Origin of the sequence: Bradyrhizobium arachidis, assembly GCF_015291705.1 — a bacterium.
In the GTDB taxonomy this organism is placed as follows: Bacteria; Pseudomonadota; Alphaproteobacteria; order Rhizobiales; family Xanthobacteraceae; genus Bradyrhizobium; species Bradyrhizobium arachidis.
This window is the reverse complement of record NZ_CP030050.1, coordinates 7,852,692-7,877,588: the sequence shown is the minus strand read 5'-3', so window position 1 is coordinate 7,877,588 and position 24,897 is coordinate 7,852,692. Positions and strand designations below refer to the sequence as shown.

The 24,897-nt window shown below is 66.0% G+C and carries 18 protein-coding genes; 16 read left to right on the top strand and 2 right to left on the bottom strand.

Translation table 11 applies throughout. The annotated features are described in order from the left end of the window. The first annotated feature begins 37 nt into the window (after positions 1-37). From WN72_RS37100 to recN, 15 genes are all read left to right on the top strand, one after another. Positions 38-1,492, top strand: coding sequence for a UDP-N-acetylmuramoyl-L-alanyl-D-glutamate--2,6-diaminopimelate ligase (locus tag WN72_RS37100; RefSeq protein WP_092212681.1), 1,455 nt, complete (start codon positions 38-40; stop codon positions 1,490-1,492). Next, positions 1,489-2,868 carry a UDP-N-acetylmuramoyl-tripeptide--D-alanyl-D-alanine ligase gene (locus tag WN72_RS37095; RefSeq protein ID WP_092212679.1) on the top strand — a complete coding sequence of 460 codons (1,380 nt, stop codon included), beginning with the start codon at positions 1,489-1,491 and terminating at the stop codon, positions 2,866-2,868. Before WN72_RS37100 ends, WN72_RS37095 begins: the two co-directional genes overlap by 4 nt. A gap of 171 nt (positions 2,869-3,039) precedes the next feature. Beyond that, complete coding sequence (mraY, locus tag WN72_RS37090) at positions 3,040-4,143, top strand: phospho-N-acetylmuramoyl-pentapeptide-transferase (protein WP_027560632.1); 1,104 nt, start codon at positions 3,040-3,042, stop codon at positions 4,141-4,143. A gap of 10 nt (positions 4,144-4,153) precedes the next feature. Beyond that, positions 4,154-5,551 (top strand): UDP-N-acetylmuramoyl-L-alanine--D-glutamate ligase, encoded by a 1,398-nt coding sequence (murD, locus tag WN72_RS37085; RefSeq protein WP_092212677.1) that lies wholly within the window; start codon positions 4,154-4,156, stop codon positions 5,549-5,551. 166 nt (positions 5,552-5,717) lie between these two features. Beyond that, entirely contained in the window at positions 5,718-6,869 is a 1,152-nt protein-coding gene (gene ftsW / locus WN72_RS37080) for a putative lipid II flippase FtsW (protein ID WP_027560630.1), read from the top strand. A gap of 183 nt (positions 6,870-7,052) precedes the next feature. Further along, positions 7,053-8,153, top strand: coding sequence for an undecaprenyldiphospho-muramoylpentapeptide beta-N-acetylglucosaminyltransferase (murG, locus tag WN72_RS37075; protein ID WP_092212675.1), 1,101 nt, complete (start codon positions 7,053-7,055; stop codon positions 8,151-8,153). A 150-nt stretch (positions 8,154-8,303) separates the two neighbouring features. Then, on the top strand, positions 8,304-9,707 hold the full coding sequence (gene murC / locus WN72_RS37070; RefSeq protein WP_092212673.1) for a UDP-N-acetylmuramate--L-alanine ligase: 1,404 nt from the start codon (positions 8,304-8,306) through the stop codon (positions 9,705-9,707). Positions 9,708-9,970: 263 nt separating this feature from the next. After that, on the top strand, positions 9,971-10,888 hold the full coding sequence (gene murB / locus WN72_RS37065; protein ID WP_092212671.1) for a UDP-N-acetylmuramate dehydrogenase: 918 nt from the start codon (positions 9,971-9,973) through the stop codon (positions 10,886-10,888). A gap of 125 nt (positions 10,889-11,013) precedes the next feature. Beyond that, on the top strand, positions 11,014-12,000 hold the full coding sequence (locus WN72_RS37060) for a D-alanine--D-alanine ligase family protein (protein WP_027560626.1): 987 nt from the start codon (positions 11,014-11,016) through the stop codon (positions 11,998-12,000). A gap of 348 nt (positions 12,001-12,348) precedes the next feature. Then, positions 12,349-13,377, top strand: coding sequence for a cell division protein FtsQ/DivIB (locus WN72_RS37055; RefSeq protein WP_027560625.1), 1,029 nt, complete (start codon positions 12,349-12,351; stop codon positions 13,375-13,377). After that, positions 13,374-14,696 carry a cell division protein FtsA gene (gene ftsA / locus WN72_RS37050; protein ID WP_027560624.1) on the top strand — a complete coding sequence of 441 codons (1,323 nt, stop codon included), beginning with the start codon at positions 13,374-13,376 and terminating at the stop codon, positions 14,694-14,696. The genes WN72_RS37055 and ftsA overlap by 4 nt, the downstream gene beginning before the upstream one ends. Positions 14,697-14,783: 87 nt before the next feature. Then, entirely contained in the window at positions 14,784-16,574 is a 1,791-nt protein-coding gene (ftsZ, locus tag WN72_RS37045; RefSeq protein WP_027560623.1) for a cell division protein FtsZ, read from the top strand. A gap of 364 nt (positions 16,575-16,938) precedes the next feature. Then, the gene (lpxC, locus tag WN72_RS37040) at positions 16,939-17,901 is read left to right on the top strand and encodes a UDP-3-O-acyl-N-acetylglucosamine deacetylase (protein ID WP_027560622.1); all 963 of its coding nucleotides are present in this window, start codon (positions 16,939-16,941) and stop codon (positions 17,899-17,901) included. A 245-nt stretch (positions 17,902-18,146) separates the two neighbouring features. Continuing rightward, positions 18,147-19,034 carry an outer membrane protein assembly factor BamD gene (locus WN72_RS37035; RefSeq protein WP_027560621.1) on the top strand — a complete coding sequence of 296 codons (888 nt, stop codon included), beginning with the start codon at positions 18,147-18,149 and terminating at the stop codon, positions 19,032-19,034. A gap of 25 nt (positions 19,035-19,059) precedes the next feature. Continuing rightward, on the top strand, positions 19,060-20,733 hold the full coding sequence (recN, locus tag WN72_RS37030) for a DNA repair protein RecN (RefSeq protein WP_092212669.1): 1,674 nt from the start codon (positions 19,060-19,062) through the stop codon (positions 20,731-20,733). A gap of 95 nt (positions 20,734-20,828) precedes the next feature. On the opposite strand, the gene WN72_RS37025 is transcribed toward recN, so the two are convergent. Continuing rightward, a complete protein-coding gene (locus tag WN72_RS37025; protein WP_027560619.1) occupies positions 20,829-21,116 on the bottom strand; it encodes a GIY-YIG nuclease family protein in 288 nt (95 codons plus the stop codon). Positions 21,117-21,233: 117 nt separating this feature from the next. On the opposite strand from WN72_RS37025, the gene ligA reads away from it, so the two are divergent. Continuing rightward, on the top strand, positions 21,234-23,387 hold the full coding sequence (gene ligA / locus WN72_RS37020) for an NAD-dependent DNA ligase LigA (RefSeq protein WP_092212667.1): 2,154 nt from the start codon (positions 21,234-21,236) through the stop codon (positions 23,385-23,387). 168 nt (positions 23,388-23,555) lie between these two features. Here ligA and WN72_RS37015 read toward each other — a convergent pair whose 3' ends face one another. Then, positions 23,556-24,836 carry a multidrug effflux MFS transporter gene (locus tag WN72_RS37015; RefSeq protein ID WP_092212665.1) on the bottom strand — a complete coding sequence of 427 codons (1,281 nt, stop codon included), beginning with the start codon at positions 24,834-24,836 and terminating at the stop codon, positions 23,556-23,558. Positions 24,837-24,897: the final 61 nt, after the last annotated feature.

Genomic DNA, 24,897 nt, shown 5'->3' with positions numbered 1-24,897 from the left:
ATTCGGCTCTCCGGCGCGGCATGTCGACTGGACGACCATGAAGCTGCGTGAACTTCTAGGCAATGACGCCGCAATCGAGCCCGCCGTTGCGGCGCTGGATGTGACCGGCGTTGCGCTGGACAGCCGCGCGGTCAGGCCCGGCGATCTCTTCTTTGCACTCGCGGGCAGCAAGACCGACGGCGCGCGCTTCATCGATGCCGCGATTGCCGCGGGCGCGGTGGCGGTGGTCGGGGAACATGCACCCGATGGCAGCAAGGTGCCGTTCATTGCGGTCGCCAATCCGCGCCGCGCACTGGCGCTGGCCGCGGCAAGATTCTTCCCTGCACAGCCCGCGACCATTGCCGCGGTGACCGGCACCAGCGGCAAGACTTCGGTCGCCGCCTTCACGCGCCAGATCTGGGAGCGGCTGGGTCATGCCTCCGCCAGCATTGGAACCATCGGTCTTGTCTCGCCGAAGCGCACCGTCTATGGCTCGCTGACGACGCCGGATCCGATCGCGCTGCACCGGCAGTTGGACGAGATCGCGCGCGAGGGCGTGACGCATCTTGCCTTCGAGGCTTCCTCGCACGGGCTCGACCAGTATCGCCTCGACGGCGTGCGCGTCGCCGCCGGCGGTTTCACCAATCTCTCGCGCGACCACATGGATTACCATCCGACCGTCGCGCACTATCTCGCCGCAAAACTCCGCCTGTTCCGCGAGCTCGTTCAGCCTGGCGGCGCTGCGGTGATCTCCGCGGATCATGATTGCTCGGCGGAGGTGATCGATGCTGCGAACTCGCGCGGCCTGCGCGTGATGGCGGTCGGCCGCAACGGCGACGGTGGTGAGGGCATTCGTCTCGTGGATGCGAAGGTCGAGGGTTTCTCACAGACGCTCGCGCTCGAGCATCGCGGCAAGCGCTACGCGGTTCGCCTACCGCTGGTCGGCGAATTCCAGATCGAGAACGCACTGGTGTCGGCCGGTCTCGCCATCGGCACCGGCAGCGACGCGTCCAATGTGCTCGCGAGCCTCGAGCATCTCGAAGGCGCCAAGGGCCGGCTCGAGCGCGTCGGCGAGCGCAATGGCGCGCCGATCTTCGTCGACTATGCCCACAAGCCCGATGCGCTGGCGAAGGCGCTGCAGGCGCTGCGGCCCTATGCGAAACGCAAGTTGATCGTGGTGTTCGGCGCCGGCGGCGATCGCGACGCCGGCAAGCGGCCGATCATGGGCGAGATTGCGGCCGAGAACGCCGACGGGGTCATCATCACCGACGACAATCCGCGCAGCGAGAAGCCTGAAGCCATTCGTGCCGAGATCCTCGCCGCGGCCAAGGGCGCCCGCGAGATCGGCGACCGCGCCGCTGCGATCCGCGCCGCGATCGAGGAGCTGCAGGATGGCGATGCGCTGCTGATCGCCGGCAAGGGCCACGAGACCGGACAGATCGTCGGCGGCGAGGTGCTGCCCTTCAGTGATCACGAGGCGGTCGCCGCCGCATTGACGTCGAGGACAGCATGAGCGCGCCAATCTGGACGGTGGCCGAGGTCGCGCGCGCGCTGGGCGTTGCCGGATCATTCCCGGACACGCCGATCGGCTTCGTCACGCAGGACAGCCGCCTGGTGAAGCCGGGCAGCCTGTTTGTCGCGCTGAGCGGCACGCCGAGCGGCGGCTTCGTCTCGGCCTTCGCCAGCGGGCGCGACGGCTGGGAGTTCGCCGACAAGGCGGAAGCTTCCGGCGCGGTGGCGATGATCGTGCCGCACGAGATCGCGGGCATCCGCATTCCGCAGATCATCGTGAAGGACACGCTGATCGACGGCCTCTGGGGCCTCGCGCGTGCCGCCCGCGCACGCTTCAATGGGCCCGTGATCGGCCTCACCGGCAGCGCCGGCAAGACCAGCACCAAGGAATTTCTGGCAGCTTATCCCAATGCCTATGCGAGCCCGGCGAGCTTCAACAATTTCTGGGGCGTGCCGCTGACGCTGTGCAACGCGCGGCCAGATGCCAGCCTCTGGGTCGTCGAGATGGGCATGAACCAGACCGGCGAGATCGCGCGGCTCAGCGAGCTGACGCGGCCGACGGTCGCGCTCGTCGTCAACGTCCAGCCGGTGCATCTGGAGAAGCTCGGCTCGCTCGAAGCCATCCGCCGCGAGAAGGTGTCGATCGCGCTCGGCCTGCCCGAGGACGGCGTGCTGGTGCTGCCTGCCGGGCTCAAGGCGTCCGAATGGAAGGGCAAGGTGGTGCGCTTCGGCGAGCATGCCGAGGTGCACGAGGTCGCGCACGCGCCGCATGGCGAGAGCTGGCAGATCGTCGCCATGATCGGCAAGAAGGAGATCGCCTTCAGCCTGACGCCGGGCGCGCCGCACCGCGTGCACAATGCGCTCGCCGCGCTCGCTGCGATCCGCGCCGCGAACCTCGATGCGGCGACGCTTGCGATCAAGCTCGACCGGGTCGGCATCATGACCGGCCGCGGCGTCGAGCAAATGGTCGGCGGCGTCACCGTGATCGACGACAGCTTCAACGGCAATCCGGCCAGCGTTGCTGCTGCGCTGCAAAGCCTGCAGGCGCGCAGCATGACCGGCGGCCGCCGCATTGCGGTGCTCGGCGACATGCTCGAGCTCGGCGATGACGCACCTCGCTATCACACCGGCCTTGCCGAGCATCTCGAAGGCATCGACGGCGTCTATTGCGTCGGCCCCTTGATGCGCCACCTCTACGAGCTGCTGCCGGCAGGAAAAAACCTGGGCTGGCACGACGATCCCGCCACGCTGAAGCCGGCCGAGGTCGCGAACCTGCTGAAGGCAGGCGATGTCGTGGTTGTCAAGGGCAGCAAGAAGATGTTCTGGGTCAACAAGTTTGTGCCGGGCCTAGTGGCCGCCTTGCAGGCAAAGGCGTAAACTGCTTGGAAGGCGCTGTTCCCGAATCCCACCTTTTGCGGCGCGGATCGTTTTCCCAGAGGTCGCCCGACCCATGAAGACCAGCGAATACGCGTGAGGCACGGTGAGTCGAGGTGAAGGGCCGAGAACAAGCTCAAGATCGCGTGCGCAAGGCCCCATAGGACCGTCTGAATGTTTTACTGGCTGATCGAGCTCTCCAACACATTTCCGAGTTTCGGTGCGGTGCGCACCGTCCTGAACGTCTTCCGCTACATCACCTTCCGCACCGGCGGCGCCATCGTCACCGGCGCGCTGTTCGTGTTCCTGTTCGGGCCGTGGATCATCGATCATTTGCGCATCCGCCAGGGCAAGGGCCAGCCGATCCGCACCGACGGCCCGCAATCGCATCTCAGCAAGAAGGGCACGCCCACCATGGGCGGGCTGATGATCCTGTCCGGCCTCACGGTCGGCACCGTGCTGTGGGCCAATCCGCTCAACCCCTATGTCTGGATCGTGCTGGCGGTGACGCTCGGCTTCGGCTTCGTCGGCTTCTATGACGACTACCTCAAGGTGACCAAGCAGACCACGACCGGGTTCGGCGGCAAGCTGCGCCTGCTGATCGAGGCGGCGATCGCGCTGGTCGCCTGCTATGCCTTGGTGCGGCTGAACCGCGATCCCGCCTCGACCGCGCTGACGATTCCGTTCCTGAAGGACACCGTACTGCATTTCGGCTGGTTCTTCGTCGTGTTCGGCGCCTTCGTCATCGTCGGCGCCGGCAATGCGGTGAACCTCACCGACGGCCTCGACGGCCTCGCCATCGTGCCCGTGATGATCGCGACCGCGAGCTTCGCGATGATCGCCTATCTCGCCGGCAACGCGGTGTTCGCCGACTATCTCCAGATCAAATATGTCGCGGGCACCGGCGAGCTCGCGGTGCTGTGCGGTGCGCTACTCGGCGCCGGTCTCGGTTTCCTCTGGTTCAATGCCCCACCAGCTTCGATCTTCATGGGCGACACCGGCTCGCTCGCGCTTGGCGGCATGCTGGGCGCGATCGCGGTCGCGGTGAAGCACGAGATCGTGCTCGCGGTGATCGGCGGCCTGTTCGTGCTGGAGGCGGTCTCCGTCATCGTCCAGGTGGTGTCGTTCAAGCTCACCGGAAAGCGCATCTTCCGGATGGCGCCGATCCATCACCATTTCGAGCAGCTCGGCTGGACCGAGCCGCAGATCGTGATCCGGTTCTGGATCATCTCCGTGATGCTGGCGCTCGCCGGTCTCTCGACGCTGAAGCTGCGGTGATGGAACCGCGATGATCCCCGCCACATCCTTCGCCGGCAAGACGGTCGCGGTGTTCGGCCTCGGCGGCTCGGGGCTCGCCTCCTGCCATGCGCTGAAAGCGGGCGGCGCCGAGGTGATCGCCGCCGACGACAATGCCGAGAACGTCGCCAAGGCGGCGCAGGCCGGTTTCATCACCGCGGACTTGCGCAACGTGTCCTGGGCGAATTTTGCCGCGCTGGTGCTCGCGCCCGGCGTGCCGCTAACTCATCCGGTGCCGCACTGGAGCGTGCTGAAGGCGCAAGAGGCAGGCTGCGAGGTGATCGGCGACATCGAGCTGTTCTGCCGCGAGCGCCGCCGCCATGCGCCGAACGCGCCGTTCGTCGCCATCACCGGCACCAACGGCAAGTCGACCACGACGGCGCTGATCGCGCATCTGACCAAGGTCGCGGGCTACGACACCCAGATGGGCGGCAACATCGGCACCGCGATCCTGTCGCTGGAACCGCCGCGCATGGGCCGCGTCCACGTCATCGAGATGTCGTCCTACCAGATCGACCTCACGCCCTCGCTCGATCCCTCCGTCGGCATTCTGCTGAATGTCAGCGAGGATCATATCGACCGTCATGGCACCATCGAGCACTACGCTGCGGTGAAAGAGCGTCTCGTTGCGGGCGTGCAGTCCGGTGGCACGTCGATCGTCGGCGTCGACGACGGCTATTGCCGCGACATCGCCGACCGGCTCGACCGTGCCGGCAAGAACGTCGTGCGCATCTCCGTCAGGAATCCGCTCGCCTCGGGCATCCATGTCGAGCACGGCACCATCGTGCGCACCGCGGGCGGCGCGCGCAGCGAAGTCGCAAAGCTCGGCGGCATCGGATCGCTGCGCGGCCAGCACAACGCGCAGAACGCGGCTTGCGCGGCCGCTGCTGCGCTCGCAATGGGCATCAGCCTCGATGTGCTGCAAAAGGGCCTGCGCAGCTTTCCGGGCCTTGCGCATCGCATGGAGCAGGTCGGCCGCCGCGGCAATGTGCTGTTCGTCAACGATTCCAAGGGCACCAACGCTGACGCCACCGCGCATGCGCTGTCGTCTTTCGCCGACATCTTTTGGATCGCGGGCGGAAAGCCGAAGGCGGGCGGCATCACCAGCTTGACCGGCTATTTCCCGCGCATCCGAAAAGCCTATCTGATCGGCGAGGCCGCGCAGGAGTTTTCCGGCACGCTCGGCTCGGTCGCGCACGAGATCAGCCAGACCCTTGACGTTGCCGTCGAGCACGCCGCGCGCGATGCGGAGGCATCGGGCCTTAACGATGCAGTCGTGCTGCTGTCGCCGGCTTGCGCCTCCTTCGACCAGTACCGCAACTTCGAGATCCGCGGCACCAAGTTCCGCGAGCTCGTGCAGGCGCTGCCGGGTGTGAAGCCGGTGGTGTGAGGCGCGTAGGATGGGTAGAGCAAAGCGAAACCCATCGCTCCAGCGGAATTGATGGGTTTCGCTTCGCTCTACCCATCCTACAATTCCAATCATCCGCGTTTCCTTAACCCCCCGGTAACCAACCTCGGCGACCAATGGGCGGACCTCTGTCCGAAAGCGGCCGCCCATGCTCTCCCGTGAAGAACGCACCCCCTTCTCCGAGTGGTGGTGGACCGTCGACAAGCCGCTGATGGGCGCCATCCTGGCCTTGATGCTCACCGGCGTGATCCTGTCGCTGGCGGCGAGCCCGCCGGTTGCGACCCGCATCGGGCTCGATCCGTTCCATTTCTTCAGCCGCCATGTGATGTTCCTGCTCCCGTCCTGCCTGGTGCTGCTCGGGGTGTCCTTCCTGTCGCCGCGGTCGATCCGCCGCAGTGCGCTGATCATCTTCGCGGCCAGCATCATCCTGATCGTGCTGACGCTGGCGATCGGCCCGGAGGTCAAGGGCTCGCGGCGCTGGATCACGCTGCTCGGCGTCAACATCCAGGCCTCCGAGATCGCAAAGCCGTCCTTCGTCGTCATCGCCGCCTGGCTGTTCGCGGAATCGACCAAGCGGCCGGAGATGCCGGCGACCTCGATGGCGCTGGTGCTGCTGCTGATGCTGGTGTCGCTGCTGGTGATGGAGCCCGACTTCGGTCAGACCATGCTGATCCTGATGGTGTGGGGCTCGCTGTTCTTCATCGCGGGCATGCGCATGATCTGGGTGTTCGGCCTTGCGGGTGCTGCCGCGGCCGGCCTGTTCAGCGCCTATCTGTTCGTTCCTCACGTGGCGGGGCGCATCAAGCGCTTCATGAACCCGGCCTCCGGCGACACCTTCCAGGTCGATACCGCCATGGAAGCCTTCTACAACGGCGGCTGGTTCGGCCTCGGGCCGGGCGAGGGCATTGCCAAGCGCAGCCTGCCGGACAGCCACACCGACTTCGTGTTCGCGGTCGCAGCCGAAGAGTTCGGCATCATCCTGTGCCTTGCGATGCTGGCGCTGTTCGCCTTCGTCGTCATCCGCACGCTGTCGCGCGCCTATGCCAATGAGGACATGTTCTCGCGCTTCGCGGCGTCTGGCCTTGCGATCCTGTTCGGCGTGCAGGCGGCGATCAACATGTCGGTGAACCTGCAGCTCATCCCCGCCAAGGGCATGACGCTGCCGTTCATCTCGTATGGCGGTTCCTCGATCGTGTCGCTCGCCTATGGCGTCGGCATGATGCTCGCGTTGACGCGGCTGCGCCCGCGCACCGAGGTCGAGGCCAGCGGCCGCGCCGAGGCGATGCGCAGCTACGCGTGACAGGTCTCGTGTCCCGGACCAGCGCAGCGGAGCGCAGAGCCGGGACCCAGAAATGTGGCAGCCATGGGCCCCGGTTCAGCAGCGCACCACGCCGCAAGATGCGGCGCGCTGCGCTGCGCCCGGGGCACGTGCACCGTGTAGCCGGCTCGCAATGACGAAAAAGTCCTTGTAAGACTATTTGCCATGGACACCTCCCCCCTGATTCTTCTCGCCGCGGGCGGCACCGGCGGCCATCTGTTTCCGGCTGAGGCGCTCGGCGTCGAGTTGATCCGGCGCGGCTTTCGCGTCCGTCTCGTCACCGACGAGCGCGCGCTGCGCTATAGCGGGCTGTTCAGCAAGGACATGATCGACGTCGTGGCCAGCGAGACCGCGCGCGGCCGCAATCCGTTTCAGCTCGCTTATGCCGGCCTCACCCTCGCCACCGGCACGCTGTCTGCGTATCGCCTGATCAAGCGCCTGAAGCCGGTCGCCGTCGTCGGTTTCGGCGGCTATCCGACACTGCCGCCGTTGGTCGCTGCAAAGCTCGCAGGCGTGCCCGGCATCATCCACGACGCCAACGCCGTGCTCGGCCGCGCCAACCGGTTTCTGTCGAGCCGCGTCCGTGCCATCGCGACGTCCTTGCCCGGCGTGCTCGATCGCGATCCGGCTCTGGCGGGCAAGACCACGACGGTCGGCACGCCGATGCGGCCGGCGATCCTCGCCGCGGCCGCCGTGCCGTATGTCGCGCCTGAACCGAACGGCCCGCTGCGGCTGCTCGTCGTCGGCGGCAGCCAGGGCGCGCGCATCATGGCCGACATCGTGCCGGGTGCGATCGAACGGCTGGAGTCGTCGTTGTGGAGCCGGCTGATCCTGACCCAGCAGGTTCGCGACGAGGACATGACCCGCGTGCGCGCGGTCTACGACAAGCTCAAGATCAAGGTGGAGCTCGCGCCGTTCTTCACCGATCTGCCGGCGCGGCTCGCGTCCAACCATCTGGTGGTGTCGCGCTCCGGCGCCGGCACCGTGGCCGAGCTCGCCGCGATCGGTCGGCCCTCGATCCTGGTGCCGCTGCCGGGCTCGATCGACCAGGACCAGTTCGCCAATGCCGGCGTGCTGGCCAATGTCGACGGCGCGATCCGCATCCCGCAGACCGAGTTCACCTCGGACCGGCTGGCATCCGAGATCTCCGCCTTCGGCGCCGAGCCCGCGCGTCTTGCCGCCATGGCTGCCGCGGCGAAAGGGGCAGGCCGGCTCGATGCCGCCGAGCGGCTGGCCGATCTGGTGGTCAAAGTCGCAGGAATCTGACGCCCGTTCCGCCCCGGAATGGCCAAAAAAGCCCCTTGTCATGCCCCGCGAAAGCGGGGCATCCAGTATACGACGCAGCTGATTTGAATCTCAGGCGTCGCGGAATACTGGATCGCCCGCCTTCGCGGACGATGACCCCAAGGAAACCATATGAGACTGCCGCGCGAGATCGGACCCATCCACTTCGTCGGGATCGGCGGGATCGGCATGAGCGGCATCGCCGAGGTGCTGGTCAATCTCGGTTATACCGTGCAGGGCTCTGATGCCGCCGACAATTACAATCTCGACCGGCTGCGCAAGAAGGGCGCGAAGGTCTCGGTCGGCCACAAGGCCGAGAATGTCGATGGCGCCGAGGTCGTCGTGGTCTCCACCGCGATCAAGCGCGACAATCCGGAACTGATGGCGGCGCGCGAGCGGCGCATCCCCGTGGTGCGCCGCGCGGAGATGCTGGCCGAGCTGATGCGGCTGAAGAGCTGCGTCGCAATTGCAGGCACGCATGGCAAGACCACGACGACCACGATGGTCGCAACTCTGCTCGATGCCGGCGGGCTCGATCCCACCGTGATCAATGGCGGCATCATCAATGCGTATGGCTCCAACGCCCGGCTTGGCGCCGGCGACTGGATGGTGGTGGAAGCCGACGAGAGCGACGGCACATTTTTGAAGCTGCCGACTGATGTCGCCATCGTCACCAATGTCGATCCCGAGCATCTCGATCACTTCAAGACGTTCGACGCCGTGCAGGACGCGTTCCGAAACTTCGTCGAGAACCTGCCGTTCTACGGCTTTGCCGTGATGTGCATCGATCATCCCGTCGTACAAAACCTCGTCGGCAAGATCGAGGATCGCCGGATCATTACTTACGGCGAGAATCCGCAGGCCGATGCGCGGCTGCTCGACCTGACCCCGATGGGCGGTGGCTCCAAGTTCAAGGTCGCGTTTCGTGATCGCAAGACAGGGGCGGTGCATGAGATAGCCGATCTCATGCTGCCGATGCCCGGCCGCCACAATGCTTCAAATGCGACCGCTGCCATTGCCGTCGCGCGCGAGCTCGGCGTGTCGGACGAGGAGATCCGCAAGGCGATCGCCGGCTTCGGCGGCGTCAAGCGCCGCTTCACCAAGACCGGCGAGTGGAACGGCGTCACCGTGATCGACGATTACGGGCATCATCCGGTCGAGATCGCAGCTGTGCTGAAGGCGGCGCGGGAATCCAGCAACGGCAAGGTCATCGCCGTGGTGCAGCCGCATCGCTACACCCGCCTGCAATCGCTGTTCGAGGAATTCTGCACCTGCTTCAATGATGCGGACGCCGTGGTGGTTGCCGACGTCTATGCCGCGGGCGAAGCGCCGATCGAAGGCATCGATCGCGATCATTTCGTCGCGGGCCTGCGTGCGCATGGGCATCGCGAGGTGGTGCCGCTGCCGGGAGCGCCGGAGCTCGCGGGTATCGTCAAGGGACTGGCGAAGTCCGGCGATCTCGTCGTGTGCCTTGGCGCGGGCAACATCACGCAATGGGCGTATGCATTGCCGGACCAGTTGAAGGCGCTGGAGTAGGGCGCGCGGATGTCGAGCCATCATCGATCACCGCCCGTGTGGCCACCCCTCTCCCTAACCCTCCCCCGCAAGGGGGGAGGGAACCCATCCGCCGATGCCTCCCTGACTCTCACAAAAGCTCAGAGGGCAGCTGCGGCGCCAGGTGAGGTGAGCACGCTGGTCGGGCTCCCTCCCCCCGTTGGGGAGAGGGGTAGGTCGCGGGCGCTGACGGACAATGTTGCCCGACGCAGTCTCATCGCAGCTCGCACGTCGGTCAGCACGCCATGAGCTTTCCCGACATCACCCCCTCGCTCAAAGCCGCGATGCCGGACCTCCGCGGTCGGCTGCTCGCCAACCAGTCGCTCGCCGAGCTGACCTGGTTTCGCGTCGGCGGTCCGGCGCAGGTGCTGTTCACGCCCGCCGACGAGGACGATCTCGCTTACTTCCTCGCGCATCTTCCGTCCGACATTCCCGTCTATGTCGTCGGCGTCGGCTCCAACCTGATCGTGCGCGACGGCGGCATTGCCGGCGTGGTGATCCGTCTCGCGCCGCGTGCCTTTGGCGAGGCGACTGCGGATGGCGACATCGTCACCGCGGGCGCTGCCGCGCTCGACAAGCGCGTGGCGGAAGTTGCAGCAAGCGCCAATATCGGCGGACTCGAATTCTACTTCGGTATTCCCGGCACGATTGGCGGTGCGCTGCGCATGAACGCGGGCGCCAATGGCGGCGAGACCAAGGACGTGCTGATCGAGGCGCGCGGCGTCGGGCGCGACGGCACCAAGCACACCTTCTCCAACGCCGAGATGAAGTTCGTCTACCGCAACAGCGGTGTCGATCCCTCCATCATCTTCACCTCCGCGCGCTTCCGCGGCGAGATCAACGACGCCGAAGCGATCCGCGCGCGGATGGCGGAGGTGCAGACCCACCGCGAGACCGCGCAGCCGATCCGCGAGAAGACCGGCGGGTCGACCTTCAAGAACCCGCCCGGCCATTCCGCCTGGAAGCTGGTGGACGCCGCCGGCTGCCGCGGCTTGCGCGTCGGCGGCGCGCAGGTCTCGGAGATGCACTGCAATTTCCTGATCAACACCGGCGATGCCACCGCGCACGACATCGAGACGCTGGGCGAGACCGTGCGCGAACGCGTGAAGGCGAATTCCGGAATTGAGCTACACTGGGAAATCAAGCGGATCGGGGTTTCATGATCATCGTCATTCCGGGGCTCGCGAAGCGAGAGCCCGGAATCCATACTCACGATCGTGGTTATGGATTCCGGGCCTGCGCCTTGCGGCGCATCCCGGAATGACGAAGCAGATAGGTAACTGAGAACATGCGCATCACCATCCTCTTCGGCGGCTCCAACCGCGAGCGTCTGGTTTCGGTCGCCTCGGCCCAGGCGCTGCATCAGGCGCTGCCCGAGGCCGATCTCTGGTGGTGGGACGTCGAGGACAAGGTGCATGTGGTGCAGTCCAAGCAGCTGCTCGAACATGCCCGTCCGTTCGAGGACGAGTTCAAGCCCGGCACGCGGGGCATCCCGCTGGCGCAGGCGCTCGACCAGGCCAAGGCCGAAGGCCGCGTGCTGGTGCTCGGCCTGCATGGCGGGCGCGCGGAGAACGGCGAATTGCAGGTGATGTGCGAGGCGCGCGGCGTGCCGTTCACCGGCTCGGGCTCGGCCTCCTCGCATCTCGCCTTCGACAAGATCGCGGCCAAGCATTTCGCCGCGCTCGGCGGCGTGACGCCGCCGGCCAACATTGCGCTCGAGACCATCGACGAAGCCTTTGCCGAATATGGTCGGCTGATCGCAAAACCCGCCCGAGATGGCTCGAGCTACGGCCTGATCTTCGTCAACGCCAAACAGGACCTCGTCGCCGTCCGCAACGCCGCCAAGCACGAAGAATATGTGATCGAGCCCTACATCGCCGGCGTCGAGGCGACGTGCGGCGTGCTGGAGCGCCCCGATGGGTCGATCATCTCGCTGCCGCCGATCGAGATCATTCCGGGCGAGGGCAATTTCGACTACGCGGCAAAATATCTTTTGAAGTCGACCCAGGAGATCTGTCCCGGCCGATTCGCGCCCGAGATCACCGCCGCGCTGAAGGAGCAGGCGATGCTGGCGCACCGGGCGATGTCCTGCACCGGCTACTCCCGCTCGGACTTCATCGTCTCGGAGAGGGGCCTCGTCTATCTCGAAACCAACACGCTGCCCGGGCTGACCAAGTCCTCGCTCTACCCCAAGGCGCTGAAAGCCGAAGGCATCGCGTTCGTCGACTTCCTGCGCGGCCTGGTCGAGCTCGCGGAGCGGGGTGCGCGAAAATAATTAGGACTGGTTAACGGCCGAACGGCCGAAATGGCCCGGTTTGGGGTCCGAATCCGGTAAAATGCCGGACATCGCGGCATAAATGCCAGATATCGTGGGGCAAAAAGCATCCCGCGTTAACGAAGTTTACCTTTTGTTTACCAGGACATCCGAAGGTTAACGCTGGCGGCGCATATGGCGTTTTGGCTGCCGGCGCGTGAGCTGTCCTGGTGATGTCACCTCCAGCGAACGCTTTGAACGGGAGAGGTTTCTTCTGCTGAAGACCAGCACCCGGCCCGGCAAGTCCGAGACGTCATGTTCGCCAGGACCCGCGCGATGTCGCGGGCTAACTGTTGACGAGCTCGTGCAATGGATGGTGCAGGAAGCCTCACCCGGTCGCTTTTCAGATCGCTGAGGCCCCAAGCTGACCTGAAGGCGGCCGCTATCGGAGCGGTCGTGCTTCTGCGCGAGTGGGTGCAGGACAAGCGGGCCGAAGCTCGCGCTGCCGCCCAGGACAAGATCAGGACCAAGGCCAAGTCCAAGCCGGTCGTCGAGCGCGAGCCCCCGCCGCGTGTGGTCGCGCTGGTCGAGCGCTATCTGCCGCGCCGGGTCGGGCTCACCATGACCGTGGTGCTGTTGCTCGGAAGCTGCGGCTTCGGCATCGTCAAGGGCGGCCATCTCCAGGATTTCATCACCGCGGTCAGCGATGCCCGCAACGCGCTGGCCAATTCCGCCGGCTTCCGCATCACCTCGGTCGCGATCAACGGCCGCAAGCAGCTCACCCAGGACGAGATCCTCGCGATCGGCGGCGTCAGCGGCCGTTCCTCGCTGCTGTTCCTCGATGCCGACGCGGTGCGCGACAAGCTCAAGGCCAATCCCTGGATCGCTGATGCGACCGTGCTGAAGCTCTATCCGGGCCGGCTGATGATCGACATCACCGAGCGCCAGGCGTTCGCGCTGTGGCAGGAGGCCGGCCGGCTCTCCGTGATCGCCGACGACGGCGCCGTGCTCGAACCCTATGTCTCGCGCCGCTTCCTGGCGCTGCCGCTCGTGGTCGGCAAGGGCGCCGACACCCAGGCGCGCGATTTCCTGGCGCTGCTGGCGCGCTATCCGCAGATCAATTCGGTGACCAAGGCCGCGATCTATGTCGGCGAGCGGCGCTGGAATTTGAGGCTCAAGGACGGCCTCGACATCCGCCTGCCCGAGCAGGACGTCGGCAACGCGCTGGCGATGCTGTCCCGGCTCGACAAGGAGGACAGGCTGTTCTCCCGCGACATCGTCGCCGTCGACATGCGCCTGCCCGATCGCCTGGTAGTGCAGCTGTCCGACGACGCCGCCAAGGCGCGCGAGGAGCAGTTCAAGGACAAGAAGAAGAAAAAGGCCGGGGACGCCGCATGACCGGTCTTGATCGCAACCAGACGCCGAAGACGCGCCCGATGCCGCACAAACGCGGCGGCCTCGTCGCCTGCCTCGACATCGGCACCAGCAAGATCGCCTGCATGATCGCGCGGCTGAAGCCGTCGCCGCCGAGCGACGCGCTGCGCGGCCGCACCCATGCGGTGGAGCTGATCGGCTACAGCCAGATCCAGTCGCGCGGCATGAAGGCCGGCGCGGTGATCGATCTCGGCGAATGCGAGCAGGCGGTGCGCCAGGCCGTCGGGCTCGCCGAGAAAATGGCCAAGGTGCGGGTGGACTCCGTGCTGCTGTCGGTCTCCGGCGGCCGGCTCTCCGGCCAGCTGGTCGAAGCCGCCGCCGACATCCGCGGCGGCGCCGTGACGCCGGCCGATGTCAGCCGCGTCACCTCCACCGGCATGCGCCACGCCACCGGCGAAGGCCGCACCGTGCTGCACGCGCTGCCGGTCGGCTACACGCTCGACGGCGTCAAGGGCATCCGTGATCCCCGCGGCATGGTCGCGCATCAGTTCGGCGTCGACATGAACGTCGTCACCTGCGACGCCACCGTGGCGCGGAACCTGATGCTGGCGGTGGAGCGCTGCCACATCAACGTCGAAGCCATGGCGGCGAGCTCCTATGTGGCCGGTCTTTCCGTGCTGACCGACGACGAGGCCGATCTCGGCGCCGCCGTGGTCGAGATGGGCGCGGGCACCACCACCATCGCGGTCTATTCCGGCGGACGTTTCGTGCATGCGGCCGGTTTTGCGGTCGGCGGGCAACACATCACGATGGATCTCGCGCGCGGACTCTCCGCGACCATTGCCGATGCCGAGCGAATCAAGACGTTATACGGGACCGTCATCACCGGCGGATCGGACTCGCGTGAGCTGATGTCTGTACCGACAGCCGGTGACGAGCAGGATCTGCCGCAGATCGTCTCCCGCGCCACCATCGCCAACATCGTCAAGCACCGTGCCGAGGAAGTCTTCGAAATGGTTCGGGACAAGCTGAAGGATTCGCCCTTCGCCTCAGAGCCCAACGGTCGCGTCGTGCTCTCGGGCGGCGCCTCGCAGCTCACCGGTCTTGTCGAACTCGGCACCCAGATTCTCGGCCGGCCCGTGCGGGTCGGTCGTCCGCTCGGTTTCGGCCGGCTGCCCAACGAGGCGAAGAACGCCGCGTTCGCGGTGCCGGCCGGACTTCTCGTCTACCCTCAATATGTTCACCTCGAACATGTCGAACCGCGGCATACGCGGCAGCAGGTCAAGACAGGGACCGGCGGTTATTTCGGAAAGGTCGGACGATGGCTACGCGAGGGCTTTTGATGACTCATTTCCGCAATTCCCGATTTTCACCAACTCCCGCGGCCACCGGCCGGGGCGAACCCACGCGCGCGTGATCGAGAGGCAACCATGACCATCAGCATCAATGTTCCTGATATTCACGAACTGAAGCCCCGGATCACCGTGTTCGGCGTCGGTGGCGCCGGTGGCAACGCCGTCAACAACATGATCACGGCGGGCCTGCAGGGCGTCGACTTCGTGGTCGCCAACACCGACGCGCAGGCGCTGACGATGTCGAAGGCGCAGCGCATCGTGCAGATGGGCACTGCGGTCACCCAAGGCCTCGGCGCAGGTTCGCAGCCGAACGTCGGCGCCGCGGCGGCGGAAGAGGTGATCGACGAGCTGCGCGACCATCTCTCGGGCGCCAACATGGTGTTCGTCACCGCCGGCATGGGCGGCGGCACTGGCACGGGTGCTGCTCCGGTGATCGCCAAGACCGCGCGCGACATGGGCATCCTCACCGTCGGCGTCGTGACCAAGCCGTTCCACTTCGAAGGCGGCCGCCGCATGCGCACCGCCGAAGCCGGCATCAACGAGCTGCACAAGGTCGTCGACACGCTCCTGATCATCCCGAACCAGAACCTGTTCCGGGTCGCCAACGAGAAGACCACCTTCGCCGACGCCTTCGCGATGGCCGACCAGGTGCTCTACTCCGGCGTTGCCTGCATCACCGACCTGATGGTCAAGGAAGGCCTGATCAACCTCGACTTCGCCGACGTGAGGGCGGTGATGAGGGAAATGGGCAAGGCGATGATGGGCACGGGCGAAGCGTCCGGCGACAAGCGCGCGCTGACCGCCGCGGAAGCCGCGATCGCCAACCCGCTGATCGACGACTCATCGATGAAGGGCGCCAAGGGCCTCCTGATCTCCATCACCGGCGGCAAGGACCTCACGCTGTTCGAGGTGGACGAAGCCGCGACCCGCATCCGCGAGGAAGTCGACCAGGACGCCAACATCATCGTCGGCGCCACCTTCGACGAAGCGCTCGACGGCCTGATCCGCGTCTCGGTCGTCGCCACCGGCATCGAGCAAGCCGCGATCGCCCGCAACAGCCAGGCGACCTCCGCTCCCGTCGCGAACGCCGCGCCGCAGGTGCAGCAGGCTCCTGCCGCTCCGGCCGCCGCTGCCGAGAGCCGTCTCGCCGACCTCACCGCGCGGCTCCGCGCCGACAACCAGCGCCTGGCCGAACGCGCCCAGAAGCTGGAAGCGCAGATCCCGGCCGCCGCTCCGGTTGCGGCCGCCCCGGCCGCGCCGCGTGCGAATGTCGAGCGCGCCGCGCTCGCCGCCATCGCCGCCGCCGTCTCCGATGTGCCGCAGGCGCCGCAGACCTATGGTGACGTCACAGTGCGCCCGATCGCGCAGAAGCCGACCCTGTTCCCGGAGCCTGAGCAGGCCCCGATGGCGATGCAGGAGCCGATGACGCCGGAAAACTTCATCCCGCCGCAGGCCGAGCGCCCGCCGGTCCGTGCGCCGCGGATGCCGCGCCTCGAGGAACTGCCGATGCCGGCCCAGGCCGAGCTTCGCCAGGCCCGCGGCGAGGTCGAGGAGGAGACCCCGCAGAAGAGCCGCCTGTCGCTGCTCCAGCGACTCGCCAATGTCGGCCTCGGCCGCCGCGACGAGGAGAGCGAGCCGCCGGTCGCCGCCCGCACCGCCGGTCCCGCGATGCCGCCGCTGCCCGATCGCCGTTCGCAGAAGAGCGTGGCGCAGCAGATCGCGGCCAGCGAGCCGGTATCGGAGTATGCGCGCCGTCCCGCGCCGCAGGGTCTGGACATGCATGGCCGCCCGGCGCCTGTTGCGCCGGCGCCACAGGGTGACGACCATCTTGATATCCCGGCCTTCCTGCGGCGGCAGGCGACCTGAGGATTGTTACAATAGGGCAGACGAAAAAAGGTCCCGGCAGCAAGCTTGCCGGGACCTTTCCTTTTCTCCCGTGCATGCCCGGATTGCGCAGCCAAACAACTGATTTTAAATCATTAATTACTTATTCGGTGGTTCAGTAAAACTGCCGATATCGGCTCGAAACTCCGGCGCAATTTGGTTAAGCCTTGGCGCGAATACGGCAGGTTTGGGGTAACAATCGGTAAAAAAGCGTGAGTTGGCGCTGTTTGAGGCAGCAACTATGGTTTGCCGTGACTTGGGGATACGGAGATTCGCAACCGTCGGCACTGGCCGGCCAAGTGGGTCTAGTATAAGTCGCAGTGGGTCGTAGTGGGGCGGATTCCTGATGAAATTTAGCCGGCAAACAACGCTTCGCGCGCAAGCCACCGTGGCAGGCGTAGGCGTTCACTCCGGTCTTCCCGTGACTCTCACGCTCGGGCCTGCGCCTGTCGACGCGGGTTTTATTTTTGTCCGTACCGGCCTTGAGGGAAGTGACCGCGAAGTTCAGGCGACCGCCGAGCAGGTGATCGCAACCGATTTCGCCACCGTCCTCGGCGACCGCAGCGGTCCTTTGGTGTCCACCGCCGAGCATGTGCTTGCTGCGCTGCGGGGCATGGGCGTCGACAACGCCACCATCGAGATCGACGGACCGGAAGTGCCGATCATGGACGGCAGCGCGGCGGCCTTCATTGCGGCGATCGACCAGGCCGGCATCGTCACCCAGCCGGCGCAGCGCCGCTTCATCCAGGTTCTGAAGCCGATCTCGGTCAAGATCGGCGACTCCTTCGGCGAGATCCGGCCCTATGCCAACGGATTCCGTGCCGAAGTCGAGATCGACTTCACCAATCCCGTCATCGGCCAGCAGAGCTATTCCTTCGAGCTCAGCACGGAACGTTTCCGCCGCGAAGTCGGCCGCGCCCGCACCTTCGGCCTGATGTGCGATGTCGCCCGTCTCTGGAGCGCGGGCTACGCCCTCGGCGCCTCCTTCGACAACACCGTCGTGTTCGACGAGGAGCGGCTGCTCAACACCGAAGGCCTGCGCTACGCCGACGAATGCGCCCGCCACAAGGTGCTGGACGTGATCGGCGACCTCGCGCTGGCCGGCCTGCCGCTGCTCGGCGCCTACCGTTCGGTTCGCGGCGGCCACAAGCTCAACCATGCCGTCCTGACCGCGCTGCTTGCCGACCGTACGGCCTGGCGCGTCGTCGAGGGCGAGGCGGCTCGCCGCACCGCGCGTCCCCTGGGCGAAGTCGGCCGCGGCATCGTCGGCGGCCGGATCGCTGCGGCCTACGGGCCGGACGTGTCCTGAACAGACCTGTTGTCGCGGGTGCGCGGCGGCCTTTTCCCCGGGAAACTCCTGGTAACCATGATCCGCTAGCATTGCGGCAATTTCGCCTTAATCCGGGCGGAATGCCTGCCTATCGGGTGGGTTAGCGATCGTTTTTCGGTTACTCCTGCGTGGTCGCATGGCAGGCACCACGGTCACATTTCGCGCCCATGACCGGGTTCATGGGCTGGCGGGCACCGCATCACAGGGCGTCAGGTCTTAAATTCATGTCGGCACAGCGTATGACGCGCGGATATCTCTCGGTCTCGTCTGGCGCCCGCGGGCTGCTTCACGCCGCCACCTTCATCCTGCTCGCGCTGCCGCTGGCCGGCTGCGGCACCGGCGCACTCTGGGACAAGTTCACCGCCAAGGACGACACCTTCGTCGAGGAGCCCGCCGACAAGATCTACAATGAGGGCTTGTACCTCATGAACGAAAAGAAGGACATGAAGGCGGCGAACAAGAAGTTCGAAGAGGTCGACCGCCAGCATCCTTATTCCGACTGGGCCCGCAAATCGCTGCTGATGTCGGCCTACGCCTCCTACCAGGGCGGCGACTTTGACGGCTGCATCGGTGCCGCCACCCGCTACGTCACGCTGCATCCCGGCAGCCCGGACGCGGCCTATGCGCAGTACCTGATCGCCGCCTCCCATTACGACCAGATTCCGGACGTCAGCCGCGACCAAGCCCGCACCGAGAAGGCGATCGCCGCGCTCGAAGAGGTGGTGCGCAAATATCCGAACTCGGAATATGCGACCTCGGCCAAGGCCAAGATCGAGGGTGCGCGCGACCAGCTCGCCGGCAAGGAAATGAATGTCGGCCGTTACTACGCGCAGAAGCGCGACTACACCGCGGCGATCAACCGCTACAAGACCGTCGTGACGCAGTACCAGACCACGCGCCACGTCGAGGAGGCGCTATTCCGCCTCACCGAGGCCTATATGGCGATCGGCATCGTCGGCGAGGCGCAGACCGCGGCCGCCGTGCTCGGCCACAATTTTCCTGACAGCCGCTGGTACAAGGACGCCTATAATCTTGTAAAATCGGGCGGTCTCGAACCGAGCGAGAATCAGGGGTCCTGGATCAGCCGGACCTTCAAGAAGATAGGTCTGTAGGTCCTCGGCTAGGAAATCTGGTTCCATGCTGGCGCGTCTGTCGATCCGTGACATCGTCCTGATCGAACGGCTCGATATCGAATTCGCCACTGGCCTTGCGGTTTTGACCGGCGAGACCGGTGCGGGCAAATCCATCCTGCTCGATGCCTTTGCGCTGGCGCTCGGCGGCCGCGGCGATGCCGGCCTCGTGCGTCACGGCGCGGAGCAGGGGCAGGTCACCGCCGTGTTCGATGTCCCCAAGAATCACCCCGCAGCAAAGATCCTCGCCGAGAACGGCCTGGAAGACACCGGCGAGATGATTCTCCGCCGGGTGCAGCTCGCCGACGGCCGCACCCGCGCCTTCATCAACGACCAGTCGATCAGCGTGCAGACGCTGAAGGCGGTCGGTGCCGCCCTGGTCGAGATCCACGGCCAGCACGACGAGCGTGCGCTGGTCGATGCCGCCACCCACCGCCGCCTGCTCGATGCCTTCGCCGGTCTGGAGAAGGACGTCGCCGCAGTCGAAGCGCTCTGGGAGGCCCGCCGCACCGCCAACACCACGCTGGAAGTGCACCGCGCCGGCATGGAGCGCGCCGCGCGCGAGGCCGACTATCTGCGCCATGCCTCCGACGAATTGAAGCAGCTCGCGCCCAAGGACGGCGAGGAGACAGCGCTGGCCTCGCGCCGCACCACCATGATGCAGGGCGAGAAGATCGCCTCCGATCTGCGCGAGGCGCAGGAGGCCGTCGGTGGCAATCATTCGCCGGTTGCGGCACTGTCGGCCGCGGTGCGCCGGCTGGAACGTCGCGGCGTGAACTCGCCGGCGCTGGTCGAGCCTGCCGTGCGGGCGATCGACACCGCGATCAACGCGTTGGAGGAAGCCGACCAGCATCTCCAGGCTGCGCTTGCCGCAACCGATTTCGATCCGGCCGAGCTCGAACGCATCGAGGAGCGGCTGTTCGCACTCCGCGCCGCATCCCGCAAATATTCGACGCCGGTCGATGGGCTCGCTGCGCTGGCCGCCAAATATGCCGCCGACGTCGTGCTGATCGATGCCGGCGCCTCGCAGCTCAAGAAGCTGGAGCAGGCCGCGATCGAGGCCGATTCGCGTTATGCGGCTGCCGCCAAGAAGCTGTCGCTGGCGCGGCAGAAATCCGCGGAGAAGCTCAACAAGGCCGTCAACGCTGAGCTCGCCCCGCTCAAGCTCGAGCGCGCCAAGTTCATGACCCAGGTCGAGACCGACGAGGCGGCGCCAGGCCCGCAAGGCTTCGACCGCGTCGAGTTCTGGGTACAGACCAATCCGGGCACGAGGCCGGGGCCGTTGATGAAGGTCGCCTCCGGTGGCGAGCTGTCGCGCTTCCTGCTGGCGCTCAAGGTCGTGCTGTCCGACCGCGGCTCGGCGCCGACGCTCGTCTTCGACGAGATCGACACCGGCGTCGGCGGTGCGGTCGCGGACGCCATCGGCGCGCGGCTGGCGCGCCTCGCCGGCAAGGTGCAGGTGATGGCCGTGACCCACGCCCCGCAGGTCGCCGCCCGCGCCGACCAGCATTTGCTGATCTCCAAGGACGCCCTCGACAAGGGCAAGCGCGTCGCCACCCGCGTCAATGCGCTCGCCGCCGACCACCGCCGCGAGGAGATCGCGCGGATGCTGGCGGGAGCGGAGATCACCGCGGAGGCGAGGGCCGCCGCGGAGAGGTTGCTCAAGGCAGCGACGGCGTAGTCTGTTTCCACCGTCATTCCGGGGCGATGCAAAGCATCGAACCCGGAATCTTGAGATTCCGGGTCTGGTCCTTCGGACCATCCCGGAAGGACTCCTTATTTGCAGATCGACTCGTACAGATCATTCCAGTCTGGATTGTCCTTCTCGATCAGCTGGATTTTCCAGGCCCGCTTCCACTTCTTGAGTTCTTTCTCGCGTGAGATCGCCGAGATCGGATCGTCGTAGACCTCGAACCAAACTAGCTGCGTGATGTTGTATTTGGCCGTGAAGCCCCGGACGGCCTTGATTCGATGCTCGTAGACGCGACGCACGAGGTCATTGGTGATGCCGACATAGATTGCCCCATCTCGTCGGCTTGCTAGAATATAGACGTAATACGCCATGAGCCCCTCCCACGACTTCGTCATTCCGGGGCGCACGAAGTGCGAACCCGGAATCTCGAGGTTCCGGGTCTGGTCCTTCGGACCATCCCGGAACGACGGAGCACAACTCTAAGTACAATGGCAAGAGCAGCAAAATCCAAAGCAAGGCCGCTTCGCGACGTCACCGAGCTCACCAAGGCGCAGGCCAAGGTCGAGCACATGCGGCTCGCGCTCGAGCTCGAAGAGCACGATCGCCGCTATTATCAAGAGGACGCGCCCAGCGTCACCGACGCCGAATACGACGCGCTGCGCCAACGCTTCAACGCGATCGAGAAACGCTTTCCGGAATTCGTCAGCGCGGACTCGCCCTCGCAGAAGGTCGGCGCTGCGCCGTCGGGACGCTTCAGGAAGGTGCGTCACTCCCTTCCCATGCTGTCGCTCGACAACGCCTTTGCCGAAGAGGACGTGCGCGACTTCGTCGGCCGCATCGTGCGCTTCCTGAAGCTCGACGACGGCAAGGTCGATTTCTCCGCCGAGCCGAAGATCGACGGCCTGTCGATGTCGCTGCGCTACGAGGGCGGCGATCTCGTCACCGCGGCGACGCGCGGCGACGGCGCGGAAGGCGAGGACGTCACCGCCAACATCCGCACGCTCGAAGACGTGCCGCAGAAGCTGAAGGGCCGCAACATCCCCGACATCTGCGAGGTGCGCGGCGAGGTCTACATGACCAAGAAGGCGTTCCTGGCGCTCAACGAGCGGCAGAAGGCGGCGGGCGACACCATCTTCGCCAACCCGCGCAACTCGGCCGCGGGCTCGCTGCGGCAGAAGGACCCGACCATCACCGCCTCGCGTCCCCTGGGCTTCTTCGCCTATGCCTGGGGCGAGATGAGCGCGATGCCCGAGGGCACGCAGAGCGGCATGATCGGCTGGTTCGAGCGCTGCGGCTTCAAGACCAATCCGCTGACCAAGCTGTGTCACTCGGTCGAGGAACTGCTCGCCTTCCATCATTCCATCGAGGAGCAACGCGCGCGGCTCGACTACGACATCGACGGCGTCGTCTACAAGGTCGACCGCATCGACTGGCAGGAGCGGCTCGGCTTCGTCTCGCGCACGCCCCGTTGGGGCATCGCGCACAAATTCCCGGCCGAGCGCGCCATGACGGTGCTGCGCGACATCGAGATCCAGGTCGGGCGTACCGGCTCGTTCACGCCGGTCGGCAAGCTCGAACCGGTCGGCGTCGGCGGCGTGATCGTGCAGAACGTCACCCTGCACAACGAGGACTACATCAAGGGCATCGGCAACAAGGGCGAGGTGCTGCGCGAGGGCCGCGACATCCGGATCGGCGACACCGTCGTGATCCAGCGCGCCGGCGACGTCATTCCGCAGGTGGTCGATGTCGTCCTCGACAAGCGGCCGAAGACCGCCAGGGAATTTCACTTCCCCAAGAAGTGCCCGTGCCCGCTGCACACCGACGTCACGCGCGAGGAGACGGCGGCGGGCGAAGAGGGCTCGCGGGCCCGCTGCACCGGTGAGTTCGCCTGCCCCTATCAGAAGATCGAGCATCTCAAGCTGTTCGTCTCGCGGCGCGCGTTCGACATCGATGGGCTCGGGGAGAAGCAGCTCCAGTATTTCTTTGATGAAGGATGGGTCAAGGAGCCCGCCGACATCTTCACGCTGGAGAAGCGCAATTCGAAGCTGAAGCTCGAGGAGATCGAAGGCTACGGCGCGACCTCGGTGCGCAATCTGTTCGGCGCGATCGAGAGCCGGCGCAAAATCGCGCTGGAGCGTTTCGTCTATGCCCTCGGCATGCGCCATGTCGGCGAGACCACGGCGCTGGCGCTGGCACGCGGCTACGGCTCCTGGGATGCCTTCCACGACGCCTGCCTCAAGGTCGCCAAGGGCGACGAGGAGGCGATGACGGACATGGACGCGCTCGACCAGATCGGCGACACCGTGATCAAGAGCATCGCCGATTATTTCGGCGAGAGCCACAACCGCGGCATCGTCGAGCGGCTGACCAAAGAGGTCGAAATCGTCGACGCCGAGAAGCCGAAGAGCAACTCCGCCGTCGCCGGCAAGACAGTGGTGTTCACCGGCTCGCTGGAGAAGATGACGCGCGACGAGGCCAAGGCCACCGCGGAGCGTCTGGGCGCGAAAGTGTCGGGCTCGGTGTCGAAGAAGACCGATCTCGTCGTCGCCGGCCCCGGCGCCGGCTCGAAGCTCGCGGAGGCCAACAAGCACGGCGTCAAGGTGCTGACCGAGGACGAGTGGCTGAAGCTGATCGGGGAGTGAGTGCAATTCACTCTCCACCTACTCCGATGTCATCGCCCGGCTTGACCGGGCGATCCAGTATTCCAAAGACAGCGCGAGGATGCGGACAAGCCGCGGCGTACTGGATCCCCCCGCCTTCGCGGGGGATGACACCGAGGGTGTTGGGACTGCCGTCGCCCACAGCGACGGCTACATCATTCCGCTTTCTTCCTCTTCCGCCTGCTCGATCAGCGTCTCGCTCACCACCACCTCGCGGCGGGGGACGACGAAGATCATCATGCAAGCACAGAGCAGCGAGATCGCCAGCACTGCCGAGGTCAGCGGTAGCGTCGTTGTTGAATGGCCGCCGAGATAGGCGCCGAATTGCGACATCAGCGCGCCGATGCCCTGCTGGAGGAAGCCCATCGCGCCTGATGCGGTGCCGGCTGCTTCGGGGCGGATGCTGATGGCACCTGCGGCCGAGTTCGCCATCACGAAGGCATTGCCGACCATCACGATCATCTGCGTGCCGAATAGCCAGGCCGGTGCCTCGTTCCAGCCGGTGAAACTGAACAGCAGGTTCAGCAGGCTGCCGCACAGCTGCAGGCCGAGACCGAACCAGATCAGTTTCTCCAGCGAGTGCCGCGGCGCAAAGCGCACGCAGAGCAAATTGCCGACGAGATACGCAAAGCCGGTCGTAGCGAACCAGGCGCCGTATTCTGCGCTGGTCCGGCCCATCTGCGTGACCACGATATATGGGCCGCCACCGGCGAAGGTGAAGATGATCTGCGACGCCAGTACCTGGCACATCACATAGCCGATGAATGCGCGGCTCTTGATCAGGGTGCCGACGTCGCTGCGAAAGCCGCCGCTGCCGACTGCGCGGTCGCGGCGCGTCTCCGGCAATGCGATCGCGATGCCGACGGCGACCGCGATCGCGCCGATCGTGACGGCGTAGAAGATGGCGCGCCAGCCGAACGCGGTCTCGATCAGGCCGCCGGTGAGCGGCGAGACCATCTGGCCGATCATCAGGGCGGCAACCACGAGGCTGATCATGGAGGCAACGCGGTCGCGCTCGTAGACGTCGCGGATGATGGCGCGGCTGATCACCATGCCGGAGGCGCCGCCCAGCGCCTGGAAGAAGCGCGCTGCGATCAGTTGCGGCAGGGTCTCGGCGAAGATGCAGGCGATGCTCGCTGCGACCATCAGCGCGAGGCCTCCAAGCAGCACCGGACGCCGGCCGAACTTGTCGGACAGCGGCCCCATGATGAGCTGCGACATCGCGATGCCGACCATGTAGAGCGACACCGTCATCTGCGCGATCGAGATGTCGCGCCCGAACGTCGTCGCCAGCACCGGCAGTGCCGGAACCAGGATGTAGAGCGATATCGGCGCGATCCCGGTCATGACGACCAGCAACAGCAACACCACGCGCGAGGTCGCGATGTTCTTCGTTGCCGCATCCGGCGGCCTGCTGATCATGCCGTGCATTGTCGTCCGTCTTTCGAAGTCGAATCGACTGTAGCGTGCTCACGCAAGACGGATATCGGCG

Excerpts from the sequence above, each read along its gene's own strand:
- WN72_RS37100 (WP_092212681.1), top strand. The coding sequence starts at position 38 with ATGAAGCTGCGTGAACTTCTAGGCAATGACGCCGCAATCGAGCCCGCC.
- WN72_RS37095 (WP_092212679.1), top strand. The coding sequence starts at position 1,489 with ATGAGCGCGCCAATCTGGACGGTGGCCGAGGTCGCGCGCGCGCTGGGC.
- mraY (WP_027560632.1), top strand. The coding sequence starts at position 3,040 with ATGTTTTACTGGCTGATCGAGCTCTCCAACACATTTCCGAGTTTCGGT.
- murD (WP_092212677.1), top strand. The coding sequence starts at position 4,154 with ATGATCCCCGCCACATCCTTCGCCGGCAAGACGGTCGCGGTGTTCGGC.
- ftsW (WP_027560630.1), top strand. The coding sequence starts at position 5,718 with ATGCTCTCCCGTGAAGAACGCACCCCCTTCTCCGAGTGGTGGTGGACC.
- murG (WP_092212675.1), top strand. The coding sequence starts at position 7,053 with ATGGACACCTCCCCCCTGATTCTTCTCGCCGCGGGCGGCACCGGCGGC.
- murC (WP_092212673.1), top strand. The coding sequence starts at position 8,304 with ATGAGACTGCCGCGCGAGATCGGACCCATCCACTTCGTCGGGATCGGC.
- murB (WP_092212671.1), top strand. The coding sequence starts at position 9,971 with ATGAGCTTTCCCGACATCACCCCCTCGCTCAAAGCCGCGATGCCGGAC.
- WN72_RS37060 (WP_027560626.1), top strand. The coding sequence starts at position 11,014 with ATGCGCATCACCATCCTCTTCGGCGGCTCCAACCGCGAGCGTCTGGTT.
- WN72_RS37055 (WP_027560625.1), top strand. The coding sequence starts at position 12,349 with ATGGATGGTGCAGGAAGCCTCACCCGGTCGCTTTTCAGATCGCTGAGG.
- ftsA (WP_027560624.1), top strand. The coding sequence starts at position 13,374 with ATGACCGGTCTTGATCGCAACCAGACGCCGAAGACGCGCCCGATGCCG.
- ftsZ (WP_027560623.1), top strand. The coding sequence starts at position 14,784 with ATGACCATCAGCATCAATGTTCCTGATATTCACGAACTGAAGCCCCGG.
- lpxC (WP_027560622.1), top strand. The coding sequence starts at position 16,939 with ATGAAATTTAGCCGGCAAACAACGCTTCGCGCGCAAGCCACCGTGGCA.
- WN72_RS37035 (WP_027560621.1), top strand. The coding sequence starts at position 18,147 with ATGTCGGCACAGCGTATGACGCGCGGATATCTCTCGGTCTCGTCTGGC.
- recN (WP_092212669.1), top strand. The coding sequence starts at position 19,060 with ATGCTGGCGCGTCTGTCGATCCGTGACATCGTCCTGATCGAACGGCTC.
- WN72_RS37025 (WP_027560619.1), bottom strand. The coding sequence starts at position 21,116 with ATGGCGTATTACGTCTATATTCTAGCAAGCCGACGAGATGGGGCAATC.
- ligA (WP_092212667.1), top strand. The coding sequence starts at position 21,234 with ATGGCAAGAGCAGCAAAATCCAAAGCAAGGCCGCTTCGCGACGTCACC.
- WN72_RS37015 (WP_092212665.1), bottom strand. The coding sequence starts at position 24,836 with ATGCACGGCATGATCAGCAGGCCGCCGGATGCGGCAACGAAGAACATC.